Raw genomic sequence first — 13,479 nt, forward strand, 5'->3', positions numbered from 1 at the left:
TATGAACGCTTTTGAAATCATCAAAACCGTCCGCGTGACCGAAAAGGGCACCCTCCAGGCCGAGAAGCTCAACCAGTACACCGTGGTGGCGGACCCCCGGGCCAACAAGGCCCAGATTCGCAAGGCGGTCGAGGAGCTGTTCAAGGTCAAGGTCATCGCCGTCAACACCCTCAACATGCCCGGCAAGGCGCGCCGCCAGCGCACCCCCCAGGCCGGCATGACCAGCGAGTGGAAAAAGGCCATTGTCACCCTCAAAGAAGGGGATCGCATCAACCTCACCTAACCTTTTGTTGATTTATGCCTGTTAAAACCTTTCGTCCCCTGACGCCGTCGCGCCGTTACATCACGGTGGCCGACTTCAGCGAGATTACCAAGACCGAGCCGGAAAAGAGCCTGGTGGTGACCCGCAAGAAGACCGGCGGCCGCAACTGCTACGGCCGCGTCACCGCCCGGGGCATCGGTGGCGGCCACAAGCAGAAAATCCGGCTGGTGGACTTCAAACGTCGCCGCCACGGCCAGGTGGCCACGGTGGAGGCGATTGAGTACGATCCCTGCCGCTCCGCCCGGCTGGCCCTGGTGAAATATCCCGATGGCGAGAAGGCCTACATCCTCTGCCCCAAAGACCTCAAGGTCGGCGCCAAGGTCTCCAGCGGCCCGGACGCGCCGGTTGAGGTGGGCAATCATCTGCCGCTGAAAAACATCCCCATCGGCATGGCCATTCACAACATCGAAATGGTGCCGGGCCGCGGCGCGCAGATGGTGCGCTCGGCGGGCAGCTCGGCCACGCTGATGTCGCGCGATCAGGGGTATGCCACCCTCCGCCTGCCCTCGGGCGAAATCCGGCGGGTCCACGAAAACTGCTACGCCACCATCGGCGAGGTGGGCAACGCGGACCATGAAAACATCGTCTGGGGCAAGGCCGGGCGCACGCGGCACTTCGGCCATCGCCCCATCACCCGCGGCGTGGCCCGCAACCCGGTGGACCATCCCAACGGCGGCGGCGCCGGCAAGAGCAAGGGCGGTGGCGGCTGGCAACAGTTGACCTCCCCGTGGGGCTTGCTGGCCAAAGGCTACCGCACCCGCAACAAACACAAACCCTCCAACCGCTTTATCGTGGTGCGGCGTGACGGCCGGCCCATGAAACGCAAGTAACCTGCTTTGACCTGAGAGCCTATGGGACGTTCAATCAAAAAAGGTCCGTTTGTGGACCCCTCGTTGATGAAGAAAATCCAGGCCGCCAAGGAGTCCAAGTCCAAGGCGCCCATCAAAACCTGGTCCCGCCGTTCCATGATCACGCCCGACTTTGTGGGCTTGACCTTCAACGTGCACAACGGCAAGGTGTTCCACCCGGTTTTTGTGACCGAAAACATGGTGGGCCACCGGCTGGGAGAGTTTTCTCCCACCCGCATCTTTAAGAAACACGGCGCTCACACCGCCAAAGCCGAGGCCAAGTAACCTATGCAAGTACAGGCGATCACTCGCAATGTCCGGATGTCCCCGCAGAAAGTGCGGGAAGTCACCCGTCAAATCCAGGGTCTGCCCGCCCTGGAGGCCCGCGCGGTGCTGGCGGTGGTGCCGCGCAAATCCGCCCGGCTGGTGGCCAAAACCCTCGATTCGGCCATCGCCAACGCGGAGAACAACCATCAATTGCAGGCCGCCCGCCTGGTGGTGGCCCAGGCCGTCGCCCTGACCGCCAGCCGCCTCAAACGCTACACCCCCAAGGCGCGCGGCATGGCCGGCCCCATCATCAAACGCAACAGCCACATCAAAATCGTTCTTTCGGACGGAGCCAAATAATTACTATGGGTCAAAAAACCAATCCCATCGGTCTGCGCGTCGCCGTCAACCGTGACTGGCGCTCCAAGTGGTACGCCGAGAAAAAAGACTTCGGCAAGCTGCTCGTGGAGGACTTTGAACTGCGCCGCTATTTGAAGGAGAAACTCAAGGACGCGGCGGTGCCCAAAATCCAGATCGAGCGCGCCGGCAACCGCTGCCGCATCACCATCTTTACCGCCCGCCCGGGCGTGGTCATCGGCCGCAAGGGCACCGAAATTGACAAGCTCAAGGAGGATTTGAGCAAAAAAACCGGCAAGGAAATTTACGTCGAAATTCAGGAAGTCAAAAATCCTGACCTCGACGCCCAACTGGTGGCCGAGGGCGTGGCGGTGCAACTGGAGCGCCGCGTCTCCTTCCGCCGGGCCATGAAGCGGGCGGTGCAAACCGCCATGGAGCAGGGCGCCGAAGGCATTCGCATCCGCTGCTCGGGCCGCCTCGGGGGCGCCGAACTGGCCCGGGTGGAGCAATATCTCGAAGGCCGCGTGCCCCTGCACACCCTCCGCGCCAACATTGATTATGGCTTTGCCGAAGCCCACACCCTTTACGGTAAACTGGGCATCAAATGCTGGATCTGCCGGGGCGAAAACAAACCCGAAGCCACTAAGAACCAACGGGCCGCCGCCCCCGCGGCCGGCCGTTAATTCTGAGACTGTTTTATGCCTTTACAACCTGCACGCGTTAAATACCGGAAAATGCACCGCGGCAGCCGCGCCGGTCTGGCCACCCGCGGCAACACGGTCGCCTTTGGCGAGTTTGGCCTGCAGGCCCTGGAGCGCTGCTGGCTGGACACCAAGCAACTGGAGGCCGCCCGCGTGGCCATCAGCCGCTTCATGAAGCGCCGGGGCAAGCTCTGGATTCGCATTTTCCCGGACAAATCCTACACCAAAAAGCCGTTGGAAACCCGCATGGGCAAGGGCAAGGGACCCCTGGAATCCTGGGTGGCCGTCATCAAGCCCGCCCGCGTGCTCTTTGAAGTGGACGGCGTGCCCGAGGTCGTGGCGCGCGAGGCCTTCCGCCTGGCCGCGGCCAAACTGCCCATCCACACCAAATTCATCTCCCGGCACCAGCACTGACGCCATGAAAATGAGTGAATTGAAAGACTTGACCCTGGTGGAGCTGCAGGCCAAAAGCCGCGACCTCCGCCAGGAACTTTTCAACCTGCGCCTCCAGAAGGCGGGCAGCCGCCTGGAGAACCCCGTCCGGCTGCGTCTCCTCCGGCGTGACATCGCCCGGGTGGAGACCGCCATCACCGCCCGCAAGAAAACCCAGGCTTGAACCTTTTGACTATGGCTGACACCTCCTCCCAACCCACCGCCGCCGCCCCCGCCCGCCGTCGCAAAGAGCGCACCGGCGAGGTGGTCTCCAACAAGATGGCCAAGACCATTGTGGTCCGCGTCGAGCGCCGCTTTCCCCATCCCCGCTTCAAGAAAATTGTGCGGAGCTACAAAAAATATTACGCGCACGACGAGAAAGGCGAGGCCAAGCCCGGCGACCTTGTGCGCATCGAAGAAACCCGCCCGCTCAGCCGCCTCAAACGCTGGCGGCTGGTGGAAATCCTTGAGCGCGCCGCCACCGCGGCCGCCTGAAACCTGTCCTGACCTATGCTGCAAGTCCGTTCCATCCTCGACGTGGCCGACAACACCGGCGCCAAACGCGCGGCCGCCATTGGTGTGCTCGGCCGGAACCAGATGTATGCCCGCGTGGGCGACGTCATCAAGGTCCACATCAAAGAGGCCGCGCCGGACGGCACCATCAAGAAAGGCCAGGTGGCCGATGCCGTCGTCGTCCGCACCCGCCGGCCCATCCGCCGCAGCGACGGCTCCTATGTCCGCTTTGACAGCAACGCCGTCGTCATCATCAACAAGGAACGCGAGCCCATTGGCACCCGCATCTTCGGCCCGGTGGCCCGCGAGCTGCGCGACCTCAAGTTCACCAAAATCATCAGCCTGGCTCCGGAGGTAGTCTGATCTATGCCCAAACTGCACGTCAAAAAAGGCGACGAAGTGGTGGTCATCAGCGGCGCCCACAAGGGCCGCCGCGGCCGCGTCATTGAAGTCCAGCCCGCCAAGCAGCGCGTGCTGGTGGAGGGGGTCCGCATGCTCAAGAAGACCATCAAGAAAGGCCGCAGCCAGCTCCATCCCCAGGGCGCCATCATCGAGCGCGAAGGCCCCATCCACATCAGCAACGTGATGCGGGCCGATCGCTACGACGCCCGGCGGGCCGGCAAGACCCCCGCCGCCGCCGCTGAATCTTGAGCCTTGCCTCTTTGCACCCAGCCATGAAACCGAGATTGCAGGAAAAATACGAAAACGAAGTGGTGCCCGCCCTCATCGCCAAGCGCCAGTACAAAAACCGGCATGAGGTGCCCCGCCTCGAAAAGATCGTCATCAACATGGGCGTCAGCTCCCAACTGGAGAAAAGCGCCGTGGAGGATGCCGCCAAGGACCTGGCCCTGATCACCGGCCGCAAACCCGTCATCAGCAAGTCCCGCAAGAGCATCGCCAACTTCAAACTTCGCGCCGGCCATCCAGTCGGCTGCTATGTGACGCTCCGCCGGGAGGTCATGTACGAGTTCTTTGACCGCCTGGTGGCCGCCGCCCTGCCGCGCATCCGCGACTTCCGCGGCCTGTCCCCGCGCTCCTTCGACGGCCGGGGCAACTACTCGCTGGGCATTGCCGAGCAGACCATTTTCCCGGAGGTGGACCTGGACAAGATTAAACGCACCCAGGGCATGGACATCACCATCGTCACCACCGCCCGCACCAACGAGGAAGCCTACGACCTCCTCAAACTCCTGGGCTTCCCCTTTGCCGAAAACCGTTAACCTTTTTTGCTGGAATTGATATGGCGAAAAAATCCTGGTCCGAACGCAACAAGAAACGCATGGCGCTGGTCAAGAAGTATGCCGCCAAGCGCGCCGAGCTGAAGGCCAAGCACGATTACGCGGCCCTGGCCAAGCTGCCGCGCAACTCCAGTCCCGTGCGCGTGGTCAACCGCTGCCCCATCAGCGGCCGCCGCCACGGCTATTTCCGCAAATTCAACTGCTCCCGTCTGACCTTCCGGGAACTCGCCCTCCAGGGCCTCATCCCCGGCGTCACCAAAGCTAGCTGGTAACCCTGTCCTATGAGCGACCCCATTGCCGACATGTTGACGCGCCTCCGCAACGCCGCCCACGCGGGCCAGCCCGCCGTGGAGGTGCCGCATTCCCGTTTGAAGGAAAGCCTCGCCGCCATTCTCAAGCGCGAAGGCTACATCGCCGAATTCACCGTCGCCGGCCAGGCGGTCAAAACCCTCAAACTGCACCTCAAATACGAAGGCCGCCGGCCGGTCATCGAAGGCTTGCAGCGGGTCAGCAAACCCGGCCGCCGCATCTACACCGCCGCCACCTCGGCCCCGCGCGTGCGGGGCGGACTGGGCATTGCCGTCCTCTCCACCTCCCGCGGTCTCATGACCGATGCCGAGGCGCGCAAAAACCATCTGGGCGGCGAGGTGCTCTGTTACGTCTGGTAATCCTTAACGCTTGCTGCTTATGTCGCGTATTGGCAAACAACCGATTGTGATCCCGCCCAAGGTCAAGGTGGACATCAAGGGCCACACCGTCCTGGTGGAAGGTCCCAAGGGCAAGCTCAAGTATGACTTGCCCCAGCGCACCACTGCCGCCGTCGAAAGCGGCAAACTGGTGGTCCACCGCGAGGGCGACGACGCCCAGGCCAAGGCCCTCCATGGCCTGAGCCGCGCCATCCTCAACAACATGGTGCGGGGCGTCACCGAGGGCTTTGTTAAAAAGCTCGAAATCCACGGCGTGGGCTTCAAGGCCTCCGTGGCGGGCAAGACCGTCACCCTCAACCTGGGCTATTCCCATCCCATCAACTATGACCTGCCCGACCAGGTGAAGGTCACCGTGGAGGAAAACACCCGCATCACCGTGGAAGGCCCCGACCGCCAGCAGGTGGGGCAGGTGGCTGCCGATTTGCGCGCCTTCTACCCGCCCGAGCCCTACAAAGGCAAAGGCATCCGCTATGTGGGTGAGCGCATCATCCGCAAGGAAGGCAAGACCGTCCAATAACCGTGCTTTAAGTGATGGGGCTACGGCCCAATCCGTGGCCCGTGAACACCATGAGAACCGAAGTTAAACATCGTCTGGCCACCCTCCGCCACTGGCGGGTGCGCAAGAAAATCACCGGCACCGCCCAGCGGCCCCGCATGAGCGTCTGCTTCACCGGCAAACATATTTACGTCCAGTTTGTGGACGATGTCCGCGGCGTGACCCTGGCCTCGGCCTCCACCCGGGTCAAGCCCCTGCCCGACGTGGGCAAGCTCAAAGCCAACGTCCAGTCGGCCGCCATCATTGGCCGCCGGGCCGCCGAGGCGGCCCTGGCCAAAGGCATCACGGCGGTGGTGTTCGATCGCGGCAGCAACCGTTATCATGGCAAGGTCAAGGCGCTGGCGGATGCCGCGCGCGAAGCGGGCTTGAAGTTTTAACCTCATTGAACAGGAGCTGTCACCGTGGCTGAAAATCCCAAAAACGAAAACCTGGACCCTGCCCTCGAGCAGGAGCAGGAACAGCATGCCCCCCCCGCTGATGTCCGTGGCGGAGAAGTGGGCGAATCACGCGGCGGTGGCCGTGGCCGCCGGGGCCGGGGCCGTCAATCCGCCGAATCGGCCGAGGCCCAGGATGGCCAGGCCGGCGAAGAGTTGATGGAGAAAGTGGTCTTCATCAACCGCTCCGCCAAGGTGGTCAAGGGCGGGCGCCGCTTCAGTTTCTCCGCCCTCGTGGTGGTGGGCGACCGCAAGGGCATGGTGGGCGTGGGCCTGGGCAAGGCCGGCGAAGTGGCCGACGCCATCCGCAAGGGCGGCGAAGTGGCCCGCCGCAACATGGTCAAGGTCTGGCTCAAGGACGCCACCATCCCGCACGAAGTTTTCTCCGAATACGACGGGGCCCGCGTTTTGCTGCGCCCCGCCTCGCCCGGTACCGGCATCATTGCGGGCAAGACCGTCCGCGCCGTGCTCGAATCGGCGGGCGTGCGCGATGTGTTGACCAAGTCCCTGGGCAGCAAAAACGCCGCCAACGTGGTCAAGGCCACCTTGAATGCGTTGTTGCGCCTGCGCCTGCGCGAGCAGATTTACTACAGCCGCGGCCTGCCGTTGCGCGCTCCCACAGCGGAGGCCGCGCCGGCCGCCGCCCCGGAAGCTCCGGCCGCCGTGTAACCTTTTTTGAACGCCAACTGACATTTAGCCTATGCGTTTACATGATTTGAACCCCCGGCCGGGCGCCAAGCACCGCCGCAAACGGCTCGGCGCCGGCGAATCCAGCGGTCACGGCAAAACCAGCGGCCGTGGCGGCAAGGGTCAGACCGCCCGCTCGGGCAGCTCCATCCGGCCCACTTTCGAGGGCGGCCAGATGCCGCTCATCCGCCGCCTGCCCAAGCGCGGCTTCAACAATGCCCGCTTTGCCGTCCGTTACCTGCCGGTCAATCTCGAGGCGTTGAACCGTTTCGACGACGGCGCCCGCGTGGACGAGGCCCTGCTGCGCCAAACCGGTCTCGCCAACGGGCGGGCCGACGGCATCAAGATTCTGGGCAAGGGTGAATTGAAGAAAAAACTGACCGTGGTGGCCCATGCGTTCAGCGCTTCGGCCCGCGCCAAAATTGAAGCGCTGGGCGGGGTGTGTGAAACGGCCGCCGCGGCGGCCAAGGCTTGATTCTCAGGGGATATTCAGGGGTTATGCTCGCCAAAATCGCCAACACCTTCACCAATGCCTTCAGGATTCCGGAGCTGAAGTCCCGCATCCTGTTCACCTTGTTTATCCTGGCTGTGTGCCGGTTGGTGGCGGTCATCCCCATCCCCGGAATTGACGGCTCGGTGCTGTTTGAGCACTTCCGTGAGCTGGAGCGACAGCAGGGGCAGGGCGGTGGCCTCATGGGCATGTACAGCCTCTTCACCGGCGGCGCCCTGGAACGGTGCGCCATCGGCTCGCTGGGCATCATGCCCTACATCAGCGCCACCATCATCATCCAGTTGCTGACCGCCGTCATCCCCCGCCTCAGCAAACTGGCCCGCGAGGAGGGCGGCCGCCCCAAAATCATCCAGTACGGCCGCTATCTCACCGTGCTGCTCTGCCTGGGCTGGGGCATGATCATGGCCCACGTCTGGGAAAACCCCCGGGAAATGTTCCAGGGCCTGGATCAGGACCTGGTACGCAACCCCGGCTGGTTCTACCGCATCCAAACCACCGTCATCCTCACCACCGGCACCCTGTTGCTGATGTGGCTGGGCGAGCAGATCAGCGAGCGCGGCATCGGCAACGGCGTCTCCCTCATCATCACCATCGGCATCCTGGCCCGGGTGCCCCAGGCCGCCCATGCGCTGCTGGACATGTTCTCCTCCGGGGGCGCCATTGCCGAGAAGTTCACCATCTTCCACGCGGTCTTCCTGGTGATCATGCTCGCGGCGGTGGTGGCGGGCACCATAGCCATCACCCAGGCCCAGCGCAAGGTGGCCGTCCAGTACGCCCAGCGCGCGGTGGGCCGCAAGGTCTATCAGGGCGGCACCTCGTTCATGCCGCTGCGCGTCAATTATGCGGGCGTCATGCCGATCATCTTCGCCCAGGCCATCCTCATGTTTCCCCAGAAAATCATGGAAAGCCTGGGCAACCTGCCCGGCGTGGGCGCCGGCCTCAAGGGCATCTTCCGCGCCATTGGCGCCTCCCTCAATCACGGGGAACCGGCCTACTTCCTGATTTACGGCCTGATGATCATGTTCTTCTCCTACTTCTGGGTCGCCACCCAGTTCAATGAAATCCAGATCGCCGATGACCTGAAGAAATACGGCGGTTACATCCCGGGGGTGCGCCCCGGCCAGGCCACCAGCGATTTTCTGCACCATGCCATGAGCCGCATCACCCTGGCGGGCGCGGTCTTCCTCACTGTCATTGCGGTGATACCGGACCTGCTGTATAAGGTGATGAATGTGCCCTATCAGGTGGGCCAGTTCTTTGGCGGCACCAGCCTGCTCATCACCGTGGGCGTGATGCTGGACACCATGCGCCAGATGGAAACCCACCTCCTGATGCGCCACTACGACGGCTTCTTGAAGAAAGGCCGCCTGCGCGGGCGCATCTAACCGGCCGAACCCGAGGGATCACGAGCATGATCGTCATCAAAACCGGACGCGACCTTGAAGCCATGCGGGCAGCCTGCCGCGTGGCCCGCGCGGTTTTGGATGAAGTCGCCGCCGCGGTGGCCCCGGGGGTGACCACCCGGGAGCTGGACGACTACGCCGCCGAGCGCATCAAACATTACAACGCCCGCAGCGCCTTTTTGGGGTATCGGGTGGGCAGCCTCAAGTACCCGTGCCACACCTGCATCTCCATCAACGAGCAGGTGGTGCATGGGCTGGCCGGCCCGCGCCGCATTGCCTTTGGCGACCTTGTCAGTATTGACGTGGGCGTGTATTATGAAGGTTTTGTGGGCGACAACGCCCGCACCGTGGCGGCCGGCGGCTGCACGGACCCCGTGGCCCTGCGCCTGTTGGAAACCACGGAAACCGCGTTGCAGCGCGGCATCGCCGCGGCCGTCGCCGGCAACCGCGTGCGCGACATCTCGCGGGCCGTGCAGGAGCATGTGGAGAGCCAGGGCTTCAGCGTGGTGCGTGAATTCGTGGGCCACGGCGTGGGCCGCCACATGCACGAAGAGCCGCAGGTGCCCAATTTTGTCGAGCCGGGCCGCGTTTCGCCGTTGCTTCGGCCGGGGATGACCCTGGCCATCGAGCCGATGGTCAATGCCGGCCGGCCCGGCGTGAAACGTTTGAAAGATGGCTGGACAGTGGTGACCGAGGATGGTTCACTGTCCGCCCATTTTGAGCACACCGTCCTGGTGACGGAGGGCGCGCCGGAAATCCTGACGTGCACGAGTCAAACACCATTCGCGCTGAGGGCGTCGTGATCGCCGTGCTCCAGGAGCGGTTGTACCGGGTGCAGTTGGCCAACGGCCATCAATTCCTGGCCTTTGTCACGGCCCGGCGCGCGGCGGCGGGCGACCGCTACGCCCTCGGCCAGCGCGTGGTGGCGGAACTTTCGCCTCTGGACCTGAGCAAGGGGCGGCTGGTGGGGCGCGTGGACGCCCCCCAAGGTTGAATTTGGAGTGAAGTTATGAAAATACGGGCATCGGTGAAAAAACTGTGCGAGAATTGCAAGATTATTAAGCGCAAAGGCGTCATCCGCGTCATTTGCACCAATCCGCGCCACAAGCAGCGGCAAGGTTGAGCTTTTAACTGAAGAACACTATGGCACGCATCATCGGCGTTGAAATCCCGGGCGACAAACGCATCGAAATCGCCCTCCGCTACATCTACGGCATCGGGCCCACCACGGCGCTGGAAATCTGCCGCCGCGCCAACATCCCCCTGGGCACGCGCGCCAAGGATTTGACCGAGCAGCAGCTTTCCCAAATCGTGCACGCCATCCAGGAAGGCAAGTACGTGATCGAGGGTGATTTGCGCCGCGAAATCGGTCTGAACCTTAAGCGCCTCCAGGCCATCAAATGCTATCGCGGCATCCGCCACCTGCGCGGCCTGCCCGTCCGCGGCCAGCGCACCCAGACCAACGCCCGCACGCGCAAAGGCCCGCGCAAGACCGTCGGCGTGGTCCGCAATCCCAACGCCAAGGCTGGCATCCACTAATACCCTGTTTAACCTGCTATGTCTGACGAGACCAAAAAACCCGCTCCTGCTCCCAAGGAATCCAAACCGGAAACCGGCGCTCCGGCCGCGGAAAAGCCGGCCAAGGCTGGCAAGAAAGCCGCTCCCGCTGAGGGCAAGGCGGCGGACGCCAAGGCGTCCGATGCCAAACCCGGGGCGGAGGCCAAGCCTGCTGCTGACGCCGCCGCCGGTGCTCCGCCTGCGGCAGCCTCGGCGCCCACGGCGGCCGAGCTGCTGGGCGATGATCTGGCCGCTAAAAAAATCGTCAAGGCCAAGGGTGCCAAAAACATTGTCAGCGGCATTGCCCACATTCTGGCCACCTTCAACAACACCCAGGTCAGCATCACGGACATGCACGGCAACGTGATCGGCTGGGCCACGGCCGGCCGCGTGGGCTTCAAAGGCTCCCGCAAAAGCACCGCCTTCGCCGCCCAGCAGGTGGCCCAGGAGGCCGCCCGCCAGGCCATGTCCCACGGCATGAAGGAAGTCGAGGTCCACGTCAAAGGCCCCGGCTCCGGCCGGGAGGCCGCCATCCGGGCGTTGCAGGCCATCGGCCTGGAAATCACCATCATCAAGGACGTCACCCCCGTGCCGCACAACGGGTGCCGTCCGCGCAAGAAACGCCGTGTCTAACCATAACCCTTTATAATTTCCGAAGCTCATGGCACACTACACCGGTCCACGCGTTCGCATCAGCCGTCGGTTCAAGACCCCCATCTTTGGCCCCTCCAAATATTTGGAGCGCCGCCAATATGGGCCGGGCGTGCACGGTCCCAAGGCGCGCCGCAAGGTCACCGATTACGCTCTGGGTCTGATTGAAAAGCAGAAGCTCCGCTACTATTACGGCCTGCAGGAGCGCCAGTTCCGCGGCGTCTACGAAAAGGCCCTGCGCCGCCGCGGCGTCACCGGCGAGCAGATGTTGCAACTGCTCGAGTGCCGGCTGGACAATGTGGTTTATCACCTGGGCTTTGCCCCCACCCGCCCGGCCGCGCGCCAGATGGTCACCCATGGCCACATCCGCGTCAACGGCCGCAAGGTGAACATCCCGTCCTACACCCTGAAGGTCAACGACGAGATTGAAGTGCGCAACCACAACGTCAGCCGCCAGATGGCCACGCGCAACCTGGAAAGCTCCACCAGCCGCGCCGTGCCCGACTGGTTGCTGCTCGACAAGGACAATTTCAAAGGGCGGGTCGTGCGCATTCCGTCGCGTGACGAAATCCAGCCCATCGCCAATGAACAGGCCGTCGTCGAATTTTATTCCCGCTAAACCATAACTCGCCCCGCGTAGGGCAGGGCAAATATACGGGCGCTTCCGGGTGGCGGGAATAAATCCCCGGAGGCCGCCAGGTTAAATTTGCCGGAAAGGAAAAAACTATGCCAGTTCGTCTAGGCCGTTTCGAGATGCCCAAGCGGTTGGTCAAGGAAGAAACCACCGCCACCGAAACCTACGCCAAGTTCATCGCCGAGCCGTTTGAAACCGGCTACGGCCACACCATCGGCAACTCGCTGCGCCGGGTGCTGCTCTCCTCCCTCGAGGGGGCGGCCATCACCAGTGTGCGCATCGAGGGCGCCATGCATGAATTTGCCACCGTGGACGGGGTCGTCGAAGACGTCACCGACATCGTGCTGAACCTCAAGAAAATCCGCTTCAAGGCGCACACCCGCGAGGAACAGGTGCTGTACCTGTCGGTCAACAAGGAAGGCGACGTGCTGGCGGAGGACATTCAGCTCAACCAAAACCTCGAGCTGGTCAACCCCAAGCAGAAAATCTGCACCCTTGACAAAAAGCGCAAGCTGGAGATGGAACTCACCGTCAAGGTGGGCCGCGGTTTCTGCCCGGGCGACGAGAACAAAAAACCTGACCAGGCCATCGGCGTCATCCCCATTGACTCCATCTTCTCGCCGGTGACCCGGGTGAAATACTCCGTGGAAGCCGCTCGCGTGGGGCAGCGCACGGACTATGACCGCCTGATCCTTGAAATCTGGACCGACGGCCGCCTTTCTCCCGATGATGCCCTCACCCAGGCCTCGGCCATCCTGCAGAAGCATCTGGATGTCTTTGTCGGCTACGACAAGAACGCGGTCGAATTTGAAGAGCAGGTGGACCGCCAGGACGACGAGCGCGCCAAGCTCAAGAAACTGCTCAACATGAGCGTCAACGAAATCGAGCTGAGCGTCCGCGCCGCCAACTGCCTTAACAACGCCAACATCACCACCGTGGGCCAGTTGGCCATGAAGACCGAGTCCGAAATGCTCAAATACCGCAACTTCGGCAAGAAATCGCTCAACGAAATCAAAGAAAAACTCGCCGCGCTGGGCCTCACCCTGGGCATGCACTTTGACCCGGACCTCATTGAGGCGGCGCCCGCCCCGGCAGGCTCCTCCTCGGCCCGCGACGACATCAAGAACCTCCTTGCCAACGATTGATGCTTTATGCGCCATTTGAAACGTACCGCCAAGCTTGGCCGCCAGTTCCAGCATCGCAATGCCATGCTGGCCAACCTGGTCTGCAGCCTGATTAAACACAAACGCGTGACCACCACCCTCGCCAAGGCCCGCGCCGCGCGCAGCCTGGCCGAGAAAATGGTCACCCTCGGCAAACGGGGCACCTTGCATGCTCGCCGCCTCGCCGCCGCCCGGTTGCATCAGGAGGATGCCGTCAAGATTCTCTTCAACCAGATCGCGCCGGCCCAGAAAAACCGTCCCGGCGGTTATACCCGCATCGTCAAGCTCGGCCAGCGCCGCGGCGACGCCGCCCAGCAGGCCATCCTGGAATGGGTTGAACTGCCGGTGACCGAAACCGAGGCGCCCAAGACGACGGAGGAAAAAGCCGCCGCCCCGGCTCCGGCCGCCACGGCGGGCGCGTCCAAGTAATCTGACCGCCTGATTGAATGGCACAACAACCCGCGTCCCCGTGACGCGGGTTTTTTGTTGGCCCGCGTT

At 63.1% G+C, this 13,479-nt stretch carries 26 protein-coding genes; all 26 read left to right on the top strand.

The genetic code is table 11. The annotated features are described in order from the left end of the window. Nucleotide 1 precedes the first annotated feature (1 nt). Nucleotides 2–283: a 50S ribosomal protein L23 gene (rplW, locus tag N3J91_12955; protein ID MCX8157330.1), complete on the top strand. Its 282-nt coding sequence runs from the start codon at nucleotides 2–4 to the stop codon at nucleotides 281–283. Between the two features lie 14 nt (nucleotides 284–297). Continuing rightward, nucleotides 298–1,152, top strand: coding sequence for a 50S ribosomal protein L2 (rplB, locus tag N3J91_12960; GenBank protein ID MCX8157331.1), 855 nt, complete (start codon nucleotides 298–300; stop codon nucleotides 1,150–1,152). Between the two features lie 21 nt (nucleotides 1,153–1,173). Beyond that, the gene (gene rpsS, locus N3J91_12965) at nucleotides 1,174–1,455 is read left to right on the top strand and encodes a 30S ribosomal protein S19 (protein ID MCX8157332.1); all 282 of its coding nucleotides are present in this window, start codon (nucleotides 1,174–1,176) and stop codon (nucleotides 1,453–1,455) included. Nucleotides 1,456–1,458: 3 nt separating this feature from the next. After that, nucleotides 1,459–1,797: a 50S ribosomal protein L22 gene (rplV, locus tag N3J91_12970; protein ID MCX8157333.1), complete on the top strand. Its 339-nt coding sequence runs from the start codon at nucleotides 1,459–1,461 to the stop codon at nucleotides 1,795–1,797. 5 nt (nucleotides 1,798–1,802) lie between these two features. Continuing rightward, nucleotides 1,803–2,477 carry a 30S ribosomal protein S3 gene (gene rpsC / locus N3J91_12975; GenBank protein ID MCX8157334.1) on the top strand — a complete coding sequence of 225 codons (675 nt, stop codon included), beginning with the start codon at nucleotides 1,803–1,805 and terminating at the stop codon, nucleotides 2,475–2,477. A gap of 51 nt (nucleotides 2,478–2,528) precedes the next feature. Next, nucleotides 2,529–2,909 (top strand): 50S ribosomal protein L16, encoded by a 381-nt coding sequence (rplP, locus tag N3J91_12980; GenBank protein ID MCX8157335.1) that lies wholly within the window; start codon nucleotides 2,529–2,531, stop codon nucleotides 2,907–2,909. Nucleotides 2,910–2,913: 4 nt separating this feature from the next. Continuing rightward, nucleotides 2,914–3,111 (top strand): 50S ribosomal protein L29, encoded by a 198-nt coding sequence (gene rpmC, locus N3J91_12985; protein ID MCX8157336.1) that lies wholly within the window; start codon nucleotides 2,914–2,916, stop codon nucleotides 3,109–3,111. Nucleotides 3,112–3,122: 11 nt separating this feature from the next. Continuing rightward, a complete protein-coding gene (gene rpsQ, locus N3J91_12990) occupies nucleotides 3,123–3,422 on the top strand; it encodes a 30S ribosomal protein S17 (GenBank protein MCX8157337.1) in 300 nt (99 codons plus the stop codon). A gap of 15 nt (nucleotides 3,423–3,437) precedes the next feature. Continuing rightward, nucleotides 3,438–3,803 carry a 50S ribosomal protein L14 gene (rplN, locus tag N3J91_12995; protein MCX8157338.1) on the top strand — a complete coding sequence of 122 codons (366 nt, stop codon included), beginning with the start codon at nucleotides 3,438–3,440 and terminating at the stop codon, nucleotides 3,801–3,803. 3 nt (nucleotides 3,804–3,806) lie between these two features. Continuing rightward, entirely contained in the window at nucleotides 3,807–4,091 is a 285-nt protein-coding gene (locus tag N3J91_13000; protein ID MCX8157339.1) for a 50S ribosomal protein L24, read from the top strand. A 23-nt stretch (nucleotides 4,092–4,114) separates the two neighbouring features. Further along, nucleotides 4,115–4,660, top strand: coding sequence for a 50S ribosomal protein L5 (gene rplE, locus N3J91_13005; GenBank protein MCX8157340.1), 546 nt, complete (start codon nucleotides 4,115–4,117; stop codon nucleotides 4,658–4,660). Between the two features lie 20 nt (nucleotides 4,661–4,680). Beyond that, on the top strand, nucleotides 4,681–4,950 hold the full coding sequence (gene rpsN, locus N3J91_13010) for a 30S ribosomal protein S14 (protein MCX8157341.1): 270 nt from the start codon (nucleotides 4,681–4,683) through the stop codon (nucleotides 4,948–4,950). A gap of 9 nt (nucleotides 4,951–4,959) precedes the next feature. Then, nucleotides 4,960–5,346: a 30S ribosomal protein S8 gene (gene rpsH, locus N3J91_13015; GenBank protein ID MCX8157342.1), complete on the top strand. Its 387-nt coding sequence runs from the start codon at nucleotides 4,960–4,962 to the stop codon at nucleotides 5,344–5,346. A 19-nt stretch (nucleotides 5,347–5,365) separates the two neighbouring features. Further along, nucleotides 5,366–5,902, top strand: coding sequence for a 50S ribosomal protein L6 (rplF, locus tag N3J91_13020; GenBank protein ID MCX8157343.1), 537 nt, complete (start codon nucleotides 5,366–5,368; stop codon nucleotides 5,900–5,902). 50 nt (nucleotides 5,903–5,952) lie between these two features. Then, nucleotides 5,953–6,318: a 50S ribosomal protein L18 gene (gene rplR / locus N3J91_13025; protein ID MCX8157344.1), complete on the top strand. Its 366-nt coding sequence runs from the start codon at nucleotides 5,953–5,955 to the stop codon at nucleotides 6,316–6,318. Between the two features lie 117 nt (nucleotides 6,319–6,435). Beyond that, nucleotides 6,436–7,044, top strand: coding sequence for a 30S ribosomal protein S5 (gene rpsE, locus N3J91_13030; protein MCX8157345.1), 609 nt, complete (start codon nucleotides 6,436–6,438; stop codon nucleotides 7,042–7,044). Between the two features lie 31 nt (nucleotides 7,045–7,075). Continuing rightward, nucleotides 7,076–7,537: a 50S ribosomal protein L15 gene (gene rplO, locus N3J91_13035; protein ID MCX8157346.1), complete on the top strand. Its 462-nt coding sequence runs from the start codon at nucleotides 7,076–7,078 to the stop codon at nucleotides 7,535–7,537. A gap of 23 nt (nucleotides 7,538–7,560) precedes the next feature. Continuing rightward, nucleotides 7,561–8,958, top strand: coding sequence for a preprotein translocase subunit SecY (secY, locus tag N3J91_13040; GenBank protein ID MCX8157347.1), 1,398 nt, complete (start codon nucleotides 7,561–7,563; stop codon nucleotides 8,956–8,958). Between the two features lie 26 nt (nucleotides 8,959–8,984). Beyond that, nucleotides 8,985–9,779 carry a type I methionyl aminopeptidase gene (gene map / locus N3J91_13045; protein ID MCX8157348.1) on the top strand — a complete coding sequence of 265 codons (795 nt, stop codon included), beginning with the start codon at nucleotides 8,985–8,987 and terminating at the stop codon, nucleotides 9,777–9,779. After that, on the top strand, nucleotides 9,740–9,970 hold the full coding sequence (gene infA, locus N3J91_13050) for a translation initiation factor IF-1 (protein ID MCX8157349.1): 231 nt from the start codon (nucleotides 9,740–9,742) through the stop codon (nucleotides 9,968–9,970). Before map ends, infA begins: the two co-directional genes overlap by 40 nt. A gap of 15 nt (nucleotides 9,971–9,985) precedes the next feature. After that, nucleotides 9,986–10,099, top strand: coding sequence for a 50S ribosomal protein L36 (gene rpmJ / locus N3J91_13055; protein ID MCX8157350.1), 114 nt, complete (start codon nucleotides 9,986–9,988; stop codon nucleotides 10,097–10,099). A gap of 20 nt (nucleotides 10,100–10,119) precedes the next feature. Continuing rightward, nucleotides 10,120–10,515 (top strand): 30S ribosomal protein S13, encoded by a 396-nt coding sequence (gene rpsM, locus N3J91_13060; GenBank protein ID MCX8157351.1) that lies wholly within the window; start codon nucleotides 10,120–10,122, stop codon nucleotides 10,513–10,515. A gap of 264 nt (nucleotides 10,516–10,779) precedes the next feature. Continuing rightward, complete coding sequence (rpsK, locus tag N3J91_13065) at nucleotides 10,780–11,166, top strand: 30S ribosomal protein S11 (protein ID MCX8157352.1); 387 nt, start codon at nucleotides 10,780–10,782, stop codon at nucleotides 11,164–11,166. A gap of 28 nt (nucleotides 11,167–11,194) precedes the next feature. Further along, nucleotides 11,195–11,803 carry a 30S ribosomal protein S4 gene (rpsD, locus tag N3J91_13070; protein MCX8157353.1) on the top strand — a complete coding sequence of 203 codons (609 nt, stop codon included), beginning with the start codon at nucleotides 11,195–11,197 and terminating at the stop codon, nucleotides 11,801–11,803. A gap of 134 nt (nucleotides 11,804–11,937) precedes the next feature. Further along, entirely contained in the window at nucleotides 11,938–12,963 is a 1,026-nt protein-coding gene (locus N3J91_13075; protein MCX8157354.1) for a DNA-directed RNA polymerase subunit alpha, read from the top strand. A 6-nt stretch (nucleotides 12,964–12,969) separates the two neighbouring features. After that, entirely contained in the window at nucleotides 12,970–13,410 is a 441-nt protein-coding gene (gene rplQ / locus N3J91_13080) for a 50S ribosomal protein L17 (GenBank protein MCX8157355.1), read from the top strand. The last annotated feature ends 69 nt before the right edge of the window (nucleotides 13,411–13,479 follow it).

This window comes from Verrucomicrobiia bacterium (assembly GCA_026414565.1).
GTDB lineage: Bacteria > Verrucomicrobiota > Verrucomicrobiia > Limisphaerales > Fontisphaeraceae > Fontisphaera.

Excerpts from the sequence above, each read along its gene's own strand:
- rplW (MCX8157330.1), top strand. The coding sequence starts at position 2 with ATGAACGCTTTTGAAATCATCAAAACCGTCCGCGTGACCGAAAAGGGC.
- rplB (MCX8157331.1), top strand. The coding sequence starts at position 298 with ATGCCTGTTAAAACCTTTCGTCCCCTGACGCCGTCGCGCCGTTACATC.
- rpsS (MCX8157332.1), top strand. The coding sequence starts at position 1,174 with ATGGGACGTTCAATCAAAAAAGGTCCGTTTGTGGACCCCTCGTTGATG.
- rplV (MCX8157333.1), top strand. The coding sequence starts at position 1,459 with ATGCAAGTACAGGCGATCACTCGCAATGTCCGGATGTCCCCGCAGAAA.
- rpsC (MCX8157334.1), top strand. The coding sequence starts at position 1,803 with ATGGGTCAAAAAACCAATCCCATCGGTCTGCGCGTCGCCGTCAACCGT.
- rplP (MCX8157335.1), top strand. The coding sequence starts at position 2,529 with ATGCACCGCGGCAGCCGCGCCGGTCTGGCCACCCGCGGCAACACGGTC.
- rpmC (MCX8157336.1), top strand. The coding sequence starts at position 2,914 with ATGAAAATGAGTGAATTGAAAGACTTGACCCTGGTGGAGCTGCAGGCC.
- rpsQ (MCX8157337.1), top strand. The coding sequence starts at position 3,123 with ATGGCTGACACCTCCTCCCAACCCACCGCCGCCGCCCCCGCCCGCCGT.
- rplN (MCX8157338.1), top strand. The coding sequence starts at position 3,438 with ATGCTGCAAGTCCGTTCCATCCTCGACGTGGCCGACAACACCGGCGCC.
- N3J91_13000 (MCX8157339.1), top strand. The coding sequence starts at position 3,807 with ATGCCCAAACTGCACGTCAAAAAAGGCGACGAAGTGGTGGTCATCAGC.
- rplE (MCX8157340.1), top strand. The coding sequence starts at position 4,115 with ATGAAACCGAGATTGCAGGAAAAATACGAAAACGAAGTGGTGCCCGCC.
- rpsN (MCX8157341.1), top strand. The coding sequence starts at position 4,681 with ATGGCGAAAAAATCCTGGTCCGAACGCAACAAGAAACGCATGGCGCTG.
- rpsH (MCX8157342.1), top strand. The coding sequence starts at position 4,960 with ATGAGCGACCCCATTGCCGACATGTTGACGCGCCTCCGCAACGCCGCC.
- rplF (MCX8157343.1), top strand. The coding sequence starts at position 5,366 with ATGTCGCGTATTGGCAAACAACCGATTGTGATCCCGCCCAAGGTCAAG.
- rplR (MCX8157344.1), top strand. The coding sequence starts at position 5,953 with ATGAGAACCGAAGTTAAACATCGTCTGGCCACCCTCCGCCACTGGCGG.
- rplO (MCX8157346.1), top strand. The coding sequence starts at position 7,076 with ATGCGTTTACATGATTTGAACCCCCGGCCGGGCGCCAAGCACCGCCGC.
- secY (MCX8157347.1), top strand. The coding sequence starts at position 7,561 with ATGCTCGCCAAAATCGCCAACACCTTCACCAATGCCTTCAGGATTCCG.
- map (MCX8157348.1), top strand. The coding sequence starts at position 8,985 with ATGATCGTCATCAAAACCGGACGCGACCTTGAAGCCATGCGGGCAGCC.
- rpmJ (MCX8157350.1), top strand. The coding sequence starts at position 9,986 with ATGAAAATACGGGCATCGGTGAAAAAACTGTGCGAGAATTGCAAGATT.
- rpsM (MCX8157351.1), top strand. The coding sequence starts at position 10,120 with ATGGCACGCATCATCGGCGTTGAAATCCCGGGCGACAAACGCATCGAA.
- rpsD (MCX8157353.1), top strand. The coding sequence starts at position 11,195 with ATGGCACACTACACCGGTCCACGCGTTCGCATCAGCCGTCGGTTCAAG.
- N3J91_13075 (MCX8157354.1), top strand. The coding sequence starts at position 11,938 with ATGCCCAAGCGGTTGGTCAAGGAAGAAACCACCGCCACCGAAACCTAC.
- rplQ (MCX8157355.1), top strand. The coding sequence starts at position 12,970 with ATGCGCCATTTGAAACGTACCGCCAAGCTTGGCCGCCAGTTCCAGCAT.